The sequence below is a fragment of the Clostridium sp. USBA 49 genome (assembly GCF_900167505.1).
Lineage (GTDB): Bacteria > Bacillota > Clostridia > Clostridiales > Clostridiaceae > Clostridium_AT > Clostridium_AT prolinivorans.
The window spans coordinates 187,711-205,341 of record NZ_FUYD01000001.1 but is presented as its reverse complement, the minus strand read 5'-3'; the positions used below and the strand labels follow the sequence as shown (position 1 = coordinate 205,341).

Here is a 17,631-nt window from a genome sequence, read left to right as displayed (position 1 = left end):
AGTATTATTATTTTAATAGACAATTTTATTAAATTTATATGAAATCTTTCACAGGTTTATTAAGGAAATTATCAATAATATCTTTTGAAAATTTATCTATAAATTCTTTAATTTTATTATTTTCTAAAAAATTGTTATAATGATTTTTTAAAAAAACATCTATAGTATTATTTATATTTAAAATTGAATTATTAGAATTTTTATTTAATAAGTAAACTTCTTTTTTAAAATTTTCCTCAAGTTTATTTAATATAGTATCAGCAATTTTTTCAGGATATAAATTATTTATTATACCGTTTGTTATAGAATTGATTAAAGATTTTTTACTTTCATCAGGAAAATATAAAGAAAATTCGGATATTCTTTTTTTCATAACTTCATCAATTTTTGTATTAATTATATTAATTATATAATTAACATTGTTAATATTATTTAAGTAATTATTTATACCCTCCATTAATTTCATTTGAATTGTATTAGAATTTACAAATTTAGAAACCATAGGGTTTATTCCATTTAATATATTAAATATTTCTTTATTTATTTTGTTTTTTATATCAGAATTTGTTAAAAAATTTTTTATTGAATCAATAATATCATCTTTATGATTATAAATATATACTTTAAATCCATTTATAAAACCAGGTGAAATTATAAATTCTAAAGTTTTATCTGACTTTTCAAGTTCTTTTAAATTATAATCAAAAAAATTATATATTTCATTTTTAAAATCTTCGCTTTTTAATAAATTGATTATATTTATTTTTATATTATATTTAATATTTTTATATATGTTATTATTAAAAATTTCCTCTTTTTTTATATAAATAATATTATTAATCTCCTCTTTAATATAAAGAGAAATATTGTTTTTAAACTCATCACTTTTTAACATATCTAATATAAATTTGTTAAGTTGAATTTTGATATTATTATAATTTTCCATTAAAATCCCCCCTAATATAATAAATTTATAGTCGGTTATACTAAATCTTCTATAATAGTATACTACTTTATAATACAATAAATATATACTTATTATACTTTTATACATTGAAAAAATAATAAATGTTGATTATAATAGTATATCAATATTTATTATTTATTGACAAATTTTTTAATGGAGTAATGTGTATATGGATAATAATAAAATAATGCAGATTTTAGATAAAGATCCTTTTTATATTAAATTAATTGAAAATCCTACTGAAGAAATGATAGTTAAGGCTGTTAGAAAAAATGGCTCAATATTAAAATATATCAATAATCCTTCTTTAAAAATACAATGGGAGGCTTTAAAAGAGAGCGTATGGAGTATTGAATATATTGAAAATCCTACTGAAGAAATGTGTTTATATGCAGTAGAAAGAGCTTGGAATACTTTAAAATTTATAAAAAATCCTTCTGAAAAAGTTATAAAAAAAGCTGTAGAGATTAAAGGATGGGCAATACAATATGTTAAAAATCCTTCTATAGAATTACAGATTTTAGCTATTGAAAAAGACTGGGATTCTATTCAATATATAAAGGAGCCAATGGAAGAAATTCAACTTTTAGCTGTTGAAAAATATTTTGCAGCAATTAAATATATAAATAATCCTACTTTAAAAGTTAAAGAAAAAGCTGTAATTAATAATGCTGAAGCTATTTTATATATTAAAGATATTAACTATGAAACTAAGATTATTTTTATAAAAGATAATATAGAGGTAGTAAAATATTTAAAAGATATTGATATAAATATAGTCAAAGAAATTGTGAAAGAAAAAATAAGTGCTGAAGCTATAGATAAAAACTATTTAATTAATTTTATAAAATGTGAATCACTTCCTATAGATAAGATAAAGTTTATATATAATTATGGTAGTAAAATGGCAAAAAGAATTTTAGTAGATTATAAATTAAGCTTTTAACATATAAAAGGAGACGTAATTATGAATTTTAAAGATGCATTAGAAACAATAAACTTAATTTTGGAAAGTGGCGAGGTTCCTCTTTTAATAGGTGAAAGCGGTATAGGTAAAACTGCACTTATAAAAAAACTTTGTAAAGATAAAGGATATTATAATATAACTATAGATGGTAATATGCTTAAAGAAGGGGAAATAGGAGGACTTCCTACTATAGAAGAATATAAAACTTTTATAGATGGCAGAGAAATTTTAAAAAAGAGAACTGTTTATGCTACTCATACAAAACTTCAAGAAATAGATGATGTTATAAAAAAAGATAAAGATAAAATAATACTTTTATTTATAGATGAAATAAATAGATGTGAGCATACGGTACAACAAGAATTAATGAATATAATATTAAATAGGGAGATTAATGGATATAAACTTCCTTATAATGTAAAGGTAGTAGCGGCGATGAATCCTTCAAATAAGTATGATGAATACAGAGAAAGTAATTACCAAGTTGTAGATATGGATCCAGCGCAAGAAGATAGATTTGTCTGGGTTGAATTGGAATGTGATGTAAAGTCATGGTTATCATGGGGAATGGAAAATAATTATATACATGAAGATATTTTAAATTTTATATCAAGTTTTCCTGAGTATTTACACACTCCTTATTCAGATGAAACAATAAAAGCAACTCCAAGAAGCTGGGAAAGAATATCAAAAGCATATAAAGTATTTTTAAATAAAAAAAATGAAATTCCTTTTAAAATATTTCAAAATGTTGTAAAAGGTAATGTAGGACCATATATTGCTGAAGAATTTCATACCTTTTTAGAGAATAATAAAAATCCTATTATTAGGCCTGAAGATATTTTTTTAAAAGATGAAATAGATAAAGAACTTATAAATAAAATAAAATCTGAAAGCCATTCAAGACTTTATATGGCTGCAAAAAATGCTTTAAATTATATAAACAACAAAGAAAAAATAGAAAATGAAATAAAACTTTTTTCGCAATTTTTAGACTATTTTCCATCGGATTTAAAATTTGGAATTATGAAAGAAATAAAGGAAAGTTGCCCAGAACATATATATAATAAATTTCTTATGGAAGATTATTTTATAGATGGATTTTTTAAAATGTATAATGAAATAGAGGAGTAGAATGTATAGTGGAATCATTTAAAAGAATTAAAGATGAACTTATAATTGAGCTATCAGCTTTTAATGAAAATTTTAAAATAACTGAAGATTTTAAGAAAAAATTTTTTAAGCTCATAGAAATTTGTACATTTTCTATGATGAAAGATGAAGAAAATTTTTTTGCTATATTTTTAATTCAAATGAAGAGAGAAATAAGTATGGACTTGCCTTCTCCAACAGGAACAAAACTAACTTCAAATGGATTTATAATATATTTTAATCCTATTTACATTTTAGAATGTACTATAAAAGAAATACAAGCACTTATAAAACATGAAATTTATCATATTATGAGTGGTCATCATATAAGAGCTAAAGCATTAAAATATAAATATAGTAATTTAGCTATAAATATAGCTATGGATATTTCTATAAATCAATATATTTTAAATTTGCCTTCTTGGTCATATAGCATTGATAATGTAAAAAGAAGTTATAATGTAGTTTTAGAAGAAGACAAGACTATGGAGCAATACGCTGATATAATACAAAAGGCTTTAAATAAATTAAAAAAAGAAAAATCTAATGAAGAAGATACAGAAGATATTGATTGGAAAAATTCTCATGAGCTTTGGTCTTTAAATGATGAAGTAGATGAATCTCTTGCAAAAGAGATGACTAAAAAATTAGCGTCAAGTGCTTTAAAAGGTAGGGTCCCTAAAAGTATAGATGAGCTTATGAGGGAATTAAACAAAAAGTCTGAAATTTCTTGGAAAGATTATCTTAAAAAACTTTTAGGGAGTCTTCCATATGGTTATAAAAAGACTATTACAAGAAAGGATAGAAGACAACCTGAAAGGCTTGATTTAAGAGGAAGACTTCCTAAATATACAGCACAAATTGCTGTAGCTATAGATATAAGTGGGAGCATAAGCGATAAAGAAATAGAAGAAATAATGGCAGAAGTATTTTCAATAGTTAAAAATTATCATAGGGAAATTACTATATTAGAGTGTGATAGTAATGTTAGACGAGTTTATAAGGTAAAAAATATAAAAGACATAAAGAAAAAATTAAATACAAGAGGAAGTACAAAATTTTCTCCAGTTTTTGAGTATATGAAAAATAATAATATGAATAACTATATACTAATATATTTTACAGATGGATTAGGAGAAAAGGAACTTTCTATAAGACCTGTTCATAAAAAAACTCTTTGGGTTTTAACAGGAAAAGAAGAAGAGTTGTCTTTAAAAAATCCTTATGGAGTTATTAAAAAACTTTCAAATAATAAAATCAAAGAACAAGTAATAGAAAATGCACCTGAGCTTATAAAAGAATTTAGAGAACTTGAATGGCAGCAAAGCGGTTAAATATTAAATCATTAAAAATAAAATATAATTTATAGTTTTTTATAAAATTTATTATAAATATAAGAAATTCAAAGTATATATATATTATAACTATATAAAGTAAAGTGTAAAAAGATGCTTTCTCATTAAAATTAAGCTTGAAAGAGGAATGAGCAATGGATATTGACAGATTATTAAATGAAATTTTTATTGTAGCTTATAATAAAGCAAAGGAAGGAAAACATGAATACATAACTCCAGAGCATATATTATATGCATCTTTGTTTTTTGATGAAAGCAGAAAAATTTTAGAAAATTGCGGTGGAGATATTGAAAAATTAAAAAGAGATATACAAAATTATTTTAATGATTATATTGCTAAAGTCGATAATAAAGAACCTATACAAACTTTAGGTATAGAAAATATGTTGTCTAAGGCAGCTAGTCATGTTTTAGCTTGTGGTAAAAAAATAATAACATTCGAAGATGTACTTATTGCTATATATGATGAAGAAGAAAGTTTCGCTAGCTTTTTTTTAAGGGACCAAGGAATTAAACGAATAGATATACTAAATTTTATTTCTTATGATATTTCAAGTGATATAAATTTTGAAGAAAAAATAAATGAAGAAAAATATGAAAAATATGAGAGAGAAGATAATATCAATGAAGAAAGTTTGCTTAAAACTTTTTCCGTAGATATTACTGAAAAGGCAGAAAAAGGAGAGCTTGATCCTTTTATTGGAAGAGAAGAAATATTGCAAAGAACATTACAGGTTTTGTGTAGAAGGCAAAAAAATAATCCTATTTATGTAGGAGATCCTGGAGTTGGGAAAACTGCTGTTATAGAAGGAATAGCACAGCTTATTGTAAGTGATAAAGTACCTAAACCTTTAAAAAATTATAAAATTTATTCTTTAGATATGGGCTCAATGATAGCAGGAACTAAATATAGAGGTGATTTTGAAGAAAGAGTAAAAAATATATTAAATGAAATAATACAAAAAGAAAAAGCTATGGTTTTTATAGATGAAATACATACTATAGTTGGTGCTGGTTCAGTTTCTGGCGGAGCTATGGACGCATCTAATATATTAAAGCCTTTTTTAGATAGAGGCAGAATTAAAGTAATTGGTGCAACTACTTATGAAGAATATAAAAAGATATTTGAAAAAGATAGAGCTTTATCTAGAAGATTTCAAAAAATTGAAGTACCAGAAACTTCAGTAGATGATACATATAAAATACTTTTAGGATTAAAAGACAAATATGAAAGTTATCATAATGTAATATATGAAGATGAAGCTTTAAAAGCTGCCTGCGAGCTATCTTTTAAGTATATACAAGATAAATTTCTCCCAGATAAAGCTATAGATGTAATAGATGAAGCAGGAGCATATGCAAGGCTTAATTCTGATAAAGAAAATAAAAAAATTATAATTACAATAAAAGAAATAGAAAAAATGGTATCTTTTATTGGAAAAATTCCAGAGCAAAGTGTTTCAGCTAATGAAATAGATATACTTAAAAACTTAGAAAATTTTCTTAAAGCTTCTATATACGGACAGGATAATGCTATTGATACCGTTGTAAAAGCTATAAAACGCTCTAGAGCTGGGTTTAATGAAGGAGAAAAACCTATAGCAAGCTTGCTTTTTGTAGGACCTACAGGAGTTGGAAAAACTGAACTTTCAAAACAACTTGCTATTTCGCTTGGAATACCTTTAATACGTTTTGATATGAGTGAATATCAGGAAAAACATACTGCTTCTAGACTTATTGGGGCACCTCCAGGATATGCAGGCTATGACGAAGGAGGTCTTTTAACAGATGCTATAAGAAAGACTCCACATTGCGTACTTTTGTTAGATGAAATAGAAAAAGCTCATCCTGATGTTTTAAATATTCTTCTTCAAATAATGGATTATGCAAAACTTACAGATAATACAGGTAAAAAAGCAGATTTTAAAAATGTTATACTTATTATGACTTCTAATGCTGGAGCTAAAGAAATTGGTAAAAATATAATAGGCTTTGGAGAAAGAATTGTAGAGGAAGAAGCCATAAATAAAGAAATAGAAAGATTTTTTTCTCCAGAATTTAGAAATAGATTAAATGATATTGTATTATTTAATAATATGGATAAATCAATGGCAATTTTAATTGCTAAAAAAGCAATTAGAAATTTTGAAGAAAAACTTAAAAGTAAAAGTATAAATTTAGTTGTTACAGATAAATGTTATGAATATATTGCTTTAAATGGACTCGCTTCAAATTATGGTGCTAGAGAAATTAATAGAATTGTAGAACAAAAGATAAAACCTTATTTTGTTGATGAAGTACTTTTTGGAGAATTATCAAATGGAGGTACTGCATCTATAGATATTAATAATAACAATATAGTTATAAAAAAGCTTTAGATATTAAGGACTATTTCAAAATAATATTTTGAAATAGTCCTTTTGTTTACAAAATAGTAATATAAAATAAAAACTTTTTTCATTTTTATACAAATTTATTAACTTTTATATATTATAAAGTTATGATACAATATATTTTGTTGTATGAGTAAAAAAATTACATAACAACGATTACAATATGGGGTTTTATTTAAATATCAATTTATAGATATTATTATAAAAAATATATAAATTAAATTATAATAAATAAATCCTGTATAAAATTTTTTTTAAAAATACATAGGAGGGATTTTCGTTGGTTCAAATTGAAAATTTAGTGAAACGATATGGTCAAAATGTAGTATTAAATGGATTAAACTTGACCATAAATGATGGTGAAATACTTGGATTTTTGGGGCCTAATGGTGCTGGAAAATCTACCACAATGAATATTATAACAGGATATATTTCAGCCTCAGAAGGAAGTGTTAAAATTGATGGAATAGATATCTTAGAAAAGCCAAAAGAAGCTAAGAAAAAAATAGGATATCTTCCAGAATTACCTCCGCTATATATGGATATGACTGTGGAAGAATATTTAAAATTTGTGTGTAAAATTAAAGATATACCATCTAAAGATGTTTTTGAAACAATTCAAAGAGTATGTGATGTAGTAAAAATAAGTCATCATAGAAATAGACTTATTAAAAATTTATCTAAAGGATATAAACAAAGAGTTGGATTAGCTCAAGCTATTATAGGGAATCCAGAACTTCTTATATTAGATGAGCCTACTGTAGGACTTGATCCAAAAGAAATAATAGAAATTAGAAATTTAATTAAAGAAATAGGCAAAAATCATACTGTTATATTAAGTTCTCATATACTTTCAGAAGTTAGTGCAGTTTGTGACAGAGTTATTATAATTAATAAAGGTGAAATTGTTGCAACTGGTACTCCAGATGAACTTGCTAAAAAATTTAGCTACAGCAATAAAATTTTATTGAGAATAAAAGGAAATGGAAAAGAAATTGCAGCTATGCTTAAAGATATTAATGAAGTTGAAAAAGTTGAAATTCAAGATACTGTTGAAAAAGGTACTTTTGATATATTGGTAGAAGCAAAACAAAATGAAGATATTAGAGAGAAACTGTTTTGGAAACTTTCCAAGGCAGAAGTGCCTGTTCTTATGATGAAACCTGTAAATTTATCATTAGAAGAAGTATTTTTACAAGTTACTGCACAATAGTAAGGAGGAATTAATGTGTTAGCAATATTTAATAAAGAACTCAAAACTTATTTTTATTCAGCTTCAGGTTATGTATTTATGGGAGTATTTTTATTTATATGTGGTATATTTTTTGCAAGCTATAATTTACTTCCAGGAAGTCCTGATTATAGTTCGGTACTTTCAAGTATAATATTTATATTTTTAATTTTGGTACCAATAATTACAATGAAACTTATAGCAGAGGAAAAACATCAAAAGACAGATCAGCTTCTTTTAACATCTCCTTTAAGTGTTAGTGAAATAGTTATAGGTAAATATCTTGCAGCTGTAGCTTTATTTTTTATAACTTTAGCTGTAACTATTTTGTATCCTATTATATTATCTCAATTTGGGACTATTCCAGTAGGGCAGATAGTTACTACTTATATAGGATTTGCTCTAATGGGAGCATCACTTATAGCTATTGGTATTTTTGCATCATCACTTACGGAAAATCAAGTTATTGCAGCAGTTATATCTTTTGGTATGCTGTTAGTTGTATGGCTTTTAGATTTTATAAAGCAAAATCTCCCTTCAGGAGCTACTTCAGGTATAGTATTTTCAGCTATCTTAGTTATATCCATAGCAATACTGATTTATTTTGCAACTAGAAATATAATAGTTTCATCAATAACAGGTGTTATTGGAGCTATAATTATAATAATTCTTGCAATTAAAAAGATTGCTTTATTTGAAGGATTTTTGCCTAATTTTTTTGGATGGTTTTCCCTTGTAAATAGATTTCAAAATTTTGGTATGGGAATATTAGATGTGTCTTCAATAGTTTATTATATAACATTTAATATAGCATTTGTGTATTTAACTATACAAATGATAGAAAAGAGAAGATGGAGCTAGGAGGAAACAACATGAAAAAATTAGATATAAAAAAATCATTTAAAACTTCAAAATTTAAATATGGTTCATATTCTACATTGGTTACAGCTTTAGTGTTAGCCATTCTTCTCGCTGTAAATTTTGTAGCAAGTAAGATAAATATAAAAAAAGATTTAACACAAGAAAAAATATTTTCATTATCAGACGAAACTTATAAAGTTTTAAACAATTTAAAAAATGATACAAAAATTATAGCTTTTTTTGAAAGCAGTAATGAAATTCAAAGTTTTACAAATATACTTGATAAGTATAAAGAAGCTTCAAAAAAGATTTCTGTAGAATATAAAGATCCTATCAAAAATCCGCAGGTTGTTCAAAAATATAATAAAGGAGATGTAAAAGCAGGTGCAAATAGTATAGTAATTGAAAGTGGAAATAAATTTAAAGTTATAGATTACTATGATTTATTTAACATAAGCTATGATGAATATGGACAGCAGCAGGTTGATTCTTTTGCAGCAGAACAGCAAATTACTAATGCAATAATTTATGTAAATTCAGATAAGCAAAATACTATATATACTTTAACAGGTCACGAAGAAATAGATTTAAGCAGCAGCATAACAAAGCAGCTTGAAGCTGAAAATTATGCTGTAAAACAAATTAATTTGCTTCAAAGTGGAAATGAAATGGATAAAGAAGGAATTTTAGTTATAGCTTCTCCAAGAAGAGACTTATCTAAAGAAGAAGCTGATAAAATAAAATCATTTCTTATAAATGGTGGCAGAGCAATGTTTATAATGGATATAACTAAAGAAGTACTTCCAAATTTTCAAGAACTTTTATCTTTTTATGGAGTAAAAATGCAAAATGCTTTAGCAATAGAAGGAGAATCTTCAAATATTGTTCAACAGCCAATAGATTTACTTCCTAATATTGGAACACATGAAATAGTAAATGAAATTAAATCAAATAAATTATATCTATTAATGCCAGTTTCACAAGGTATAAGTAATCTCGATTTAAAAAGAAATACAGTTAAAATTGAACCATTGCTTACTACATCAAGTAACTCATGGGGAAAGGTTAATTTGAATTCTACAACTATGGTAAAAGAGCCTAATGATATACAAGGACCATTAAATATTGCTGTAGCAATAACAGATGAAGATTCTGAAGCTAAAAAGAGTACTAAACTTGTAGTTATAGGTGGAAGTACATTTATAAATGATGATATTATTTCTGCAACTAAGGGTGCTAATTTAGATTTCTTTATGAATTCTTTAAATTGGATGCAGGATAAAAAAGATAGTGTTTCTATAAGACCTAAGAGTTTAACTTCAGATATGCTAGTTATGACTGTGTTCCAAAAACTTGCATTGTCAGGTGTTGTAGTAATATTAATACCAGTAATAATTTTAATAATAGGAGTTACTGTATGGGCTAGGAGGAGACATAGATGAAGAAACTTCTAAAAATTGTATTATTAATAGTACTTTTGGGAGTGTTAATAGGTGCATATTTTTATTTAAGTAAAAATCCTAGTGATAAAACAGACAAAGATAAAAGTGCAGAAAGTGAAACAATTGAAATATTAAAATTAGATGAAAGCAAAATGACTAAAATTATATTAAACAATGAAAAAGGATCATTTTCTTTTATTAAGAAAGATAATAATTGGGTATATGAAGAAAAACAAGATTTAAAGTTAGATCAAAATATGTTAAATAGATTAGTTCAAAACTTTACATCTTTAACAGCTGAAAAGTCTGTTGAAAAAGAAGCTAAAGATTTAGATAAGTATGGACTTAAAAATAGTAAAAATACAGTTACATCATTTTTAAAAGATGGAAGCAGCTATACTTTAGAATTAGGCGATAAAACTCCTGAAGGAACCAGTTATTATCTTAAATTAAAAAACAAAAATGATATATATACAGTTTCTGAAAGTGTAGGAGATTCTATAAAGTATTCTATAAATGATTTACGAAGTAAAGAATTACCTGCTATTGATACTTCCAATATTAAATACATTAAAATTGTTAATTTAAAAGGTGAAACTATTGAAATAAAAGCAAATGAAGCTCAAAATGATAATGAAAAGCAATATGGAATAAATGCTTTTGTAATGACTAAACCTTATAATAATATTCATGCAGTAAATTCTGATAAATTAAATGAATTAAATGATTCTATAACAAAGCTTAGTATTTCAGATTTTATTTCAGATTCTTCTAAAGAACTATCTAAATATGGTTTAGATAAGCCTAGATTAGAAATTTTAGCTAAAGACGGTAAACATGAATTGCATTTATATTTTGGAAAAGATGTAGATAATGATAATGTAGCCTTTAAAATTGCTGGAGCTCCAGAAATCTATGCTATGTCTAAAGATTCTATGGAGGCTTTAAATTTAAATCCTTTTGATTTAATAGATAAGTTTGTTTATCTTACCAATATAGATTTAGTAAATCAAATTAATATAGAAAATAGATCTCAAAAGGATATTATAACTCTTTCAAGAACTGTAAAGAAAGCAGAAAAAGAAGGAGAAAAAGATGAAACTTTAACAACATATAAAATAAATGGTAAAGAAGTTTCAGAAGAACCTTTTAAAAATTTTTATCAAAAACTTATAGGATTGCAAGTAGAAGCTGTAAATGATAAAAATCTTTCTGAAAAACCAGAAGTAAGAATTGTTTATAATTTAAATTCCACAAATAAAAAAACAACTATTGTAAGTTTTGTGGAGTATAATAATGATTTTTATGCAGTTTTTGTAGATGGTAAATCAGAATTTTTAATTTCTAAAATACAGGTTCAGAATATGTTAGATGAATTTAATAAATTAAAGAAATAAAAAGCAAAATATGCTGCAAAACTATAAAAAGTTTTGCAGCATATTATTTTTTGTAAAATTTCCATGTATCTATTGTAAGTATAAATAAGCATTTAATATTTTTTTATTATAATATATTTTGTTTTATATTTTAATGCGTAAAATTTTTCAATACTATAAAATCTTCACCTTCATCTTGAGCACGAGATTTGGCTTCTTCTATTGTGGCACCATTTATTATTATATTATCTTCTACAGTATTTATTTCTGTTAAACTTTTTATTATACTTTTATCACTTTCTCCCCTTTTTTTCATATCTTGAATTTGATCATATGTGTTTTTACTTATTTGTTTTATTGCACAATTATAATCATCATACATTAAAATTACGCTGTAATGTTTTCTCATAGTCATCCTCCTTTAAAATTTATAAAACTCTAAAATTTATTTTTCCACTAATATAATTATTTATAAGTTATATAAATAATTTAAATAAATATTATAAATGATTAACATAATAGTATTATATTACCATAATATAATATAAACTATTGACAATAATCATAAATACATATATATTTATATACAGATGCAAATGATTTGCATTAATTTATAATAAGAGGTGTATTTATGATTAAGAAACTTTTTAGTATAGTGTTAATTTTTTCTACAATATTTATTTTTTCTTCGTGTTCAAATAACAAATTAACTAATGTTGAAAAAAACACTTTAGATAATAATTCTAAAAAAAGTGATAAAATATCTGTAGTTGTATCATTTAATCCATTAAGAGAATTTGCTGAAGCTATAGGTAAAGATAAAATATCAGTAAAAACAATGATTCCTGAAGGAGTTGAGCCTCATGATTTCGAGCCAAAACCTAAAGATATGGAAAGTTTAAATGATGCAAAATTATTTATTTATAATGGATTAGGTATGGAAACATGGGTAGATAAAACATTAGAAGCCATAAATAATAAGTCTTTAGAAATTGTTGAAGCATCAAAAGGATGTAATTTAATAAAAGAAGATAATGGAAAATATGATCCACATATTTGGCTTAGCCTTAAGGAAGCTAAAAATTCTGCTAAAAATATAAAAGATGCATTAATAAAAATAGATAAAGAAAATAAAGATTTTTATGAAAAGAATTATAATGAATTTGCTTTACAATTAGATAATTTATATGAAGAATATAATAAAAAATTTCAAAGTATTTCTAATAAAAATTTTGTAACAGGGCATGCAGCTTTTGCATATTTATGCAGAGATTTTAATTTAAATCAAAATAGTGTTGAAGATGTATTTGCAGAAGGAGAGCCAACTCCTAAAAAAATGATGGATTTAGTAGATTTTAGCAAAAAAAATAATATAAAAGTAATATTTATGGAAGAACTTGCAAGTCCAAAGGTTTCTGAAACTTTGGCAAAAGAGGTAGGTGCTTCTGTAGAAAAAATTTATACTATAGAAAGCAAAGAAGATAATAAAAATTATATAGAAAGCATGAAATATAATTTAGAAAAAATTTATAATAGCTTAAAATAACTAAAATAAATTTAAAAATATGAGCTTTTAATTATTTATATGTACAGTTATATAAATAATTAAAAGCTCCTTTTATTATGCAAAAATTAGGGTATAATTATATATAAATAATTAATTAATATTAAAAATACATTATACATAATAATTACATTATAAAATGCTTAAAAGATAAAGGCTTAAAAGGAGAGATGAATATATTGGAAAATACAAAAGAAATTTATGAAAATAGAAAAGATAAATTTAAAAAGCTTTCTTTAAAACAAAAGCAGACAATAAATTTTATTAGTGCACTAAGACTTATAATATTTATAGCAGGATTAGGTTTCTCTGTTTATTTATATTTACATAAAAAATATTATTTATCATTATGTCTGTTTTTTATAACAATTATTTTATTTATAATTCTTGTAAAAAAGCATAATAAAGTTATAAAAAATAGAAATTTAACTTTAGCTTTAATAAATTTAAATGAAGAATCTATAGAAAGAGTAGAAGGTAAATGGAGAGAATTTAAAGATTGTGGAGAAGAATTTATAGATATAGATCATAATTTTTCTTATGATTTAGATTTATTTGGTAAAAATTCTTTATACCAATGGATAAATTGCTGCACAACTTTTTTAGGAAGAAAAAGATTAAGAGATATTTTAGCTTATCCAAACTTAAATATTGATGAAATACTTAAAAGACAAGAGGCAATAGAGGAACTTTCAGTACATATAGGCTGGAGACAAAAATTTAAAGCTTTAGGAGAAATTAATTTAGAAAAAAACAAAAATCCAGAAAATCTTTTAAAATGGGCAAAAGAAGATATAAAAATAAATAAATTTTTTAAAATGACATCTTTCATAATGCCTATTATTACCATAGTTTCTATAATATATTATTTTTTAAATAAAGATATTGGATATTATATACCACTTATTTTTATTGGAATAAATGCTATTATATTAAAAATAGGTGAAGGATTTAGAGCAAAAAATTTAGATGCTATTTATGAATATAAAAAACAAATAAACACTTATTATGAAATGATATTATTAATTGAAAGTAAAAATTTTAAATCTTCTATGCTTATAAATTTAAAACAAAAATTAATAAATAAAAATAATATTAAAGCTTCTAAAGCTATAGATGATTTTAAAAAAATAAGCAATAAAGTTTCAGATAGAAGTAATTTATTTAATAAAATAATTAATCTTTTATTTTTATGGGACTATCATTTAATAGACATGCTTTTAATGTGGAAGAAAATATATGGGAAAGAAATAGAAGATTGGTTTAATGTTATAGGAGAATTCGAGGCTTTATCATCTTTAGCTATAATAAATTTTGATAATAAAACCTGGACTGTTCCGAATTTTATAAACAATAAATTAGTTTTAAAAGCTCAAGCTGTAGCTCATCCTCTTCTTAAAAATGCTGTTTCTAATGATTGCATTATAGGAGAACCTTATAGTATACTTTTAATTACAGGATCAAATATGTCAGGGAAGAGTACATTTCTTAGGACTTTAGGAATTAATTTAGTTTTAGCTTATTCAGGCTCTAAAGTGTGTGCTAAAGAATTTATTTGTTCTCTTATGAATATATATACATGTATGAGAATAAGCGACAATCTTGAAAAAAATATATCTTCATTTTATGCAGAAATTTTAAGAATAAAAAATATAATAAAGAATTCAGAAAAAGGAGAACCTATATTTTTTTTACTAGATGAAATTTTTAAAGGGACTAATTCTATTGATAGACATTTAGGTGCGGAAGCTCTTATAAATAAACTTAGTTATAATAATACTATAGGTCTTGTATCTACCCATGATTTAGAGCTTGGAGATATAGAAACAAAGAATAAAAAAGTTAAAAACTTTCATTTTGAAGAATATTATAAAAATAACGAAATAAAATTTGACTATAAATTAAGAGAAGGAATTTCAAACACGAGAAATGCAGTATATTTAATGAGACTTGCAGGTATAAATTTTGATGGAAATAATAAAAAAATGTTGTAATAATAATAAAAATTGATATAATATTAATAAATGAATACTATATATAAAAACTTTGAAGAGAAGAGTAGCTATAAGTGTGGATTTAAAGAGAGCCAATGTTTTGGTGGAAATTGGTATGAAACCTATAGTGAAGAACATCTCTGAGTTTCTAACCGAACCATTTTTGCAGTAGGCTTAGACGTGTCCAATACGTTATAAATTGGAAAGTATCATATGTACTTTAAAGTTGGCTTTATTTAAAGCAATTTGGGTGGCACCGCGGATATAAACTTTCGTCCCATTATTTTATAGGACGAAAGTTTTTTTATTTTATTTAATAATTTATTTATAAAACTAAAAGGAGGAAGGATTATGGAAAGTGTAGCTATAAAAAAATTATACAGAGACACAGCAAACTATGCAGGAAAAATTGTAAAGGTCTCAGGATGGGTTAGAACAGTAAGAGCATCTAATGTTTTTGGGTTTATAGAACTTAATGATGGTACTTTTTTTAAAAATTTACAGGTAGTTTTTGAAAATAACTTAGAAAATTATAAGGAAGTAGCTAAACTTCCTATAAGTTCATCTTTGACTGTAGAAGGAGAGATTGTATTAACTCCAGAAGCTAAGCAGCCTTTTGAACTTAAAGCTAAAAATATTATAATAGAAGGATTATCTCATCCAGATTTTCCACTTCAAAAGAAGAGACATAGTTTTGAATATTTAAGAACTATAGCACATTTAAGACCAAGAGGAAATACTTTTTCAGCAGTTTTTAGAGTACGTTCTTTAGCAGCCTATGCTATACATAAATTTTTTCAAGAAAGAGGATTTGTTTATGTTCATACTCCAATAATTACAGGCAGTGATGCTGAAGGTGCTGGAGAAATGTTTAGAGTAACTACTTTAGATATGGAAAATCTTCCAAAGACAAAAGAAGGGAAAATTGATAATTCTAAAGACTTTTTCGGCAAATCAACAAACTTAACTGTAAGTGGTCAATTAAATGCAGAGAGTTTTGCCCTAGCTTTTAAAAATGTATACACTTTTGGTCCTACTTTTAGAGCAGAAAATTCAAATACGGCAAGACATGCTGCAGAATTTTGGATGATAGAACCAGAAATAGCTTTTGCTGATCTTGAAGATGATATGGAACTTGCAGAAGATATGGTCAAATATATAATAAATTATGTAATGGAAAATGCACCTGAAGAAATGGAATTTTTCAATAAATTTATAGATAAAACATTGTTTGAAAGATTAAATAATGTTTTAAATTCTGATTTTGGAAGAATTACTTATACAGAAGCCATAGAAATACTTGAAAAAAGTGGAGAAAAATTTGAATATCCTGTAAAATGGGGAATAGATCTTCAAACAGAACATGAAAGATATATTACTGAAAAATATTTCCAAAAACCTGTATTTGTAACAAATTACCCTAAAGAGATTAAAGCTTTTTATATGAGACAAAATGATGATGGGAAAACAGTAGCTGCTATGGATTTACTTGTTCCTGGAGTTGGAGAAATAATTGGTGGAAGTCAAAGGGAAGAAAGACTTGAAGTTTTAGAAAAAAGAATGAATGAACTTGGTCTTAAGAAAGAAGATTATTGGTGGTATTTAGAACTTAGAAAATATGGTGAAACTAAACATGCAGGATTTGGACTTGGTTTTGAAAGAATAATAATGTATATAACAGGTATGTCAAATATAAGAGATGTAATTCCTTTCCCAAGAACAACAGGAAACGCAGAATTTTAAAAAAATAATGAGTAAGTATCTTAAAATTAAGATACTTACTCATTATTTTTTTATTATAATTTAGCTTTATCTAAAGCTCTTTCAACAGCTGTTTTCCAATTTTTTGAGCTTATTGTAGCACCAGATATAACATCTACATCGGGACTTTGCTTTTCTATAATTTTATTAGCTAAATCTATTCTATATTGTTTTAAATTAGGATATACTTTACCGCTTGCATCTTTTTGTCCAGTCCATTGTTCATAGTTAACTTCTTTACCATTAGTATCTAATCTTTTTAAATCTACTTTTACTATTTTCCCATTTTCAATAGTTACAATTGCACTTTCTTGACCATGCTCCCATTTATCACCTATACCTTCATAAGTACCATCTTTATATTTACCAGTAGTTTCAATATCAGGTGTGGTAGCTTTATTTTCAATATCTTTATTACTTGATACGTCTGGATTTGTTTTGGTTTCAGCTGGGGGATTAGATTGTTTGCCACAAGCTGATAAAGATATAATAACAAAAAATGATAATACAAATGAAATTAATTTTTTCATATTAAAAACTTCCTTTCGTTTTTTTATAGTATGTGTAA

Annotated in this window: 14 protein-coding genes and 1 other annotated feature; of the genes, 11 read left to right on the top strand and 3 right to left on the bottom strand. The window is 24.8% G+C overall.

Features of this window, described 5'->3' with window-relative positions; all coding sequences use genetic code 11:
- Positions 1-34: 34 nt before the first annotated feature.
- Complete coding sequence (locus B5D11_RS00905; protein WP_078681161.1) at positions 35-946, bottom strand: DUF445 family protein; 912 nt, start codon at positions 944-946, stop codon at positions 35-37.
- A 190-nt stretch (positions 947-1,136) separates the two neighbouring features.
- Here B5D11_RS00905 and B5D11_RS00900 point away from each other — a divergent pair, with 190 nt between their 5' ends.
- The 8 genes from B5D11_RS00900 (at position 1,137) to B5D11_RS00865 (ending at position 11,765) form a co-directional block, all read left to right on the top strand.
- Positions 1,137-1,913 (top strand): hypothetical protein, encoded by a 777-nt coding sequence (locus B5D11_RS00900; RefSeq protein WP_078681160.1) that lies wholly within the window; start codon positions 1,137-1,139, stop codon positions 1,911-1,913.
- Between the two features lie 21 nt (positions 1,914-1,934).
- Complete coding sequence (locus B5D11_RS00895; protein WP_078681159.1) at positions 1,935-3,068, top strand: ATP-binding protein; 1,134 nt, start codon at positions 1,935-1,937, stop codon at positions 3,066-3,068.
- An 8-nt stretch (positions 3,069-3,076) separates the two neighbouring features.
- On the top strand, positions 3,077-4,420 hold the full coding sequence (locus B5D11_RS00890; RefSeq protein WP_242942236.1) for a vWA domain-containing protein: 1,344 nt from the start codon (positions 3,077-3,079) through the stop codon (positions 4,418-4,420).
- A gap of 155 nt (positions 4,421-4,575) precedes the next feature.
- Positions 4,576-6,819: an ATP-dependent Clp protease ATP-binding subunit ClpA gene (gene clpA / locus B5D11_RS00885; RefSeq protein ID WP_078681157.1), complete on the top strand. Its 2,244-nt coding sequence runs from the start codon at positions 4,576-4,578 to the stop codon at positions 6,817-6,819.
- Positions 6,820-7,114: 295 nt separating this feature from the next.
- On the top strand, positions 7,115-8,047 hold the full coding sequence (locus B5D11_RS00880) for an ABC transporter ATP-binding protein (protein ID WP_078681156.1): 933 nt from the start codon (positions 7,115-7,117) through the stop codon (positions 8,045-8,047).
- A gap of 15 nt (positions 8,048-8,062) precedes the next feature.
- Complete coding sequence (locus tag B5D11_RS00875; protein WP_078681155.1) at positions 8,063-8,926, top strand: ABC transporter permease subunit; 864 nt, start codon at positions 8,063-8,065, stop codon at positions 8,924-8,926.
- A gap of 11 nt (positions 8,927-8,937) precedes the next feature.
- Positions 8,938-10,368, top strand: coding sequence for a GldG family protein (locus tag B5D11_RS00870; RefSeq protein ID WP_164850208.1), 1,431 nt, complete (start codon positions 8,938-8,940; stop codon positions 10,366-10,368).
- Positions 10,365-11,765 carry a DUF4340 domain-containing protein gene (locus B5D11_RS00865; protein ID WP_078681153.1) on the top strand — a complete coding sequence of 467 codons (1,401 nt, stop codon included), beginning with the start codon at positions 10,365-10,367 and terminating at the stop codon, positions 11,763-11,765. Before B5D11_RS00870 ends, B5D11_RS00865 begins: the two co-directional genes overlap by 4 nt.
- A gap of 130 nt (positions 11,766-11,895) precedes the next feature.
- Here the strand turns inward: B5D11_RS00865 and B5D11_RS00860 are convergent, their stop codons facing one another.
- Positions 11,896-12,153 (bottom strand): hypothetical protein, encoded by a 258-nt coding sequence (locus B5D11_RS00860; protein WP_078681152.1) that lies wholly within the window; start codon positions 12,151-12,153, stop codon positions 11,896-11,898.
- 222 nt (positions 12,154-12,375) lie between these two features.
- On the opposite strand from B5D11_RS00860, the gene B5D11_RS00855 reads away from it, so the two are divergent.
- The 3 genes from B5D11_RS00855 to asnS all read left to right on the top strand — a co-directional run bounded on the left by B5D11_RS00855 (position 12,376) and on the right by asnS (position 17,045).
- The gene (locus tag B5D11_RS00855) at positions 12,376-13,290 is read left to right on the top strand and encodes a metal ABC transporter substrate-binding protein (RefSeq protein WP_078681151.1); all 915 of its coding nucleotides are present in this window, start codon (positions 12,376-12,378) and stop codon (positions 13,288-13,290) included.
- A gap of 197 nt (positions 13,291-13,487) precedes the next feature.
- A complete protein-coding gene (locus tag B5D11_RS00850) occupies positions 13,488-15,302 on the top strand; it encodes a MutS-related protein (RefSeq protein ID WP_143327663.1) in 1,815 nt (604 codons plus the stop codon).
- Between the two features lie 43 nt (positions 15,303-15,345).
- Positions 15,346-15,585 (top strand) — a binding site (T-box leader).
- Between the two features lie 68 nt (positions 15,586-15,653).
- On the top strand, positions 15,654-17,045 hold the full coding sequence (gene asnS, locus B5D11_RS00845; RefSeq protein ID WP_078681149.1) for an asparagine--tRNA ligase: 1,392 nt from the start codon (positions 15,654-15,656) through the stop codon (positions 17,043-17,045).
- A 53-nt stretch (positions 17,046-17,098) separates the two neighbouring features.
- Here the strand turns inward: asnS and B5D11_RS00840 are convergent, their stop codons facing one another.
- Positions 17,099-17,593, bottom strand: coding sequence for an FMN-binding protein (locus B5D11_RS00840; RefSeq protein ID WP_078681148.1), 495 nt, complete (start codon positions 17,591-17,593; stop codon positions 17,099-17,101).
- Positions 17,594-17,631 lie beyond the last annotated feature (38 nt).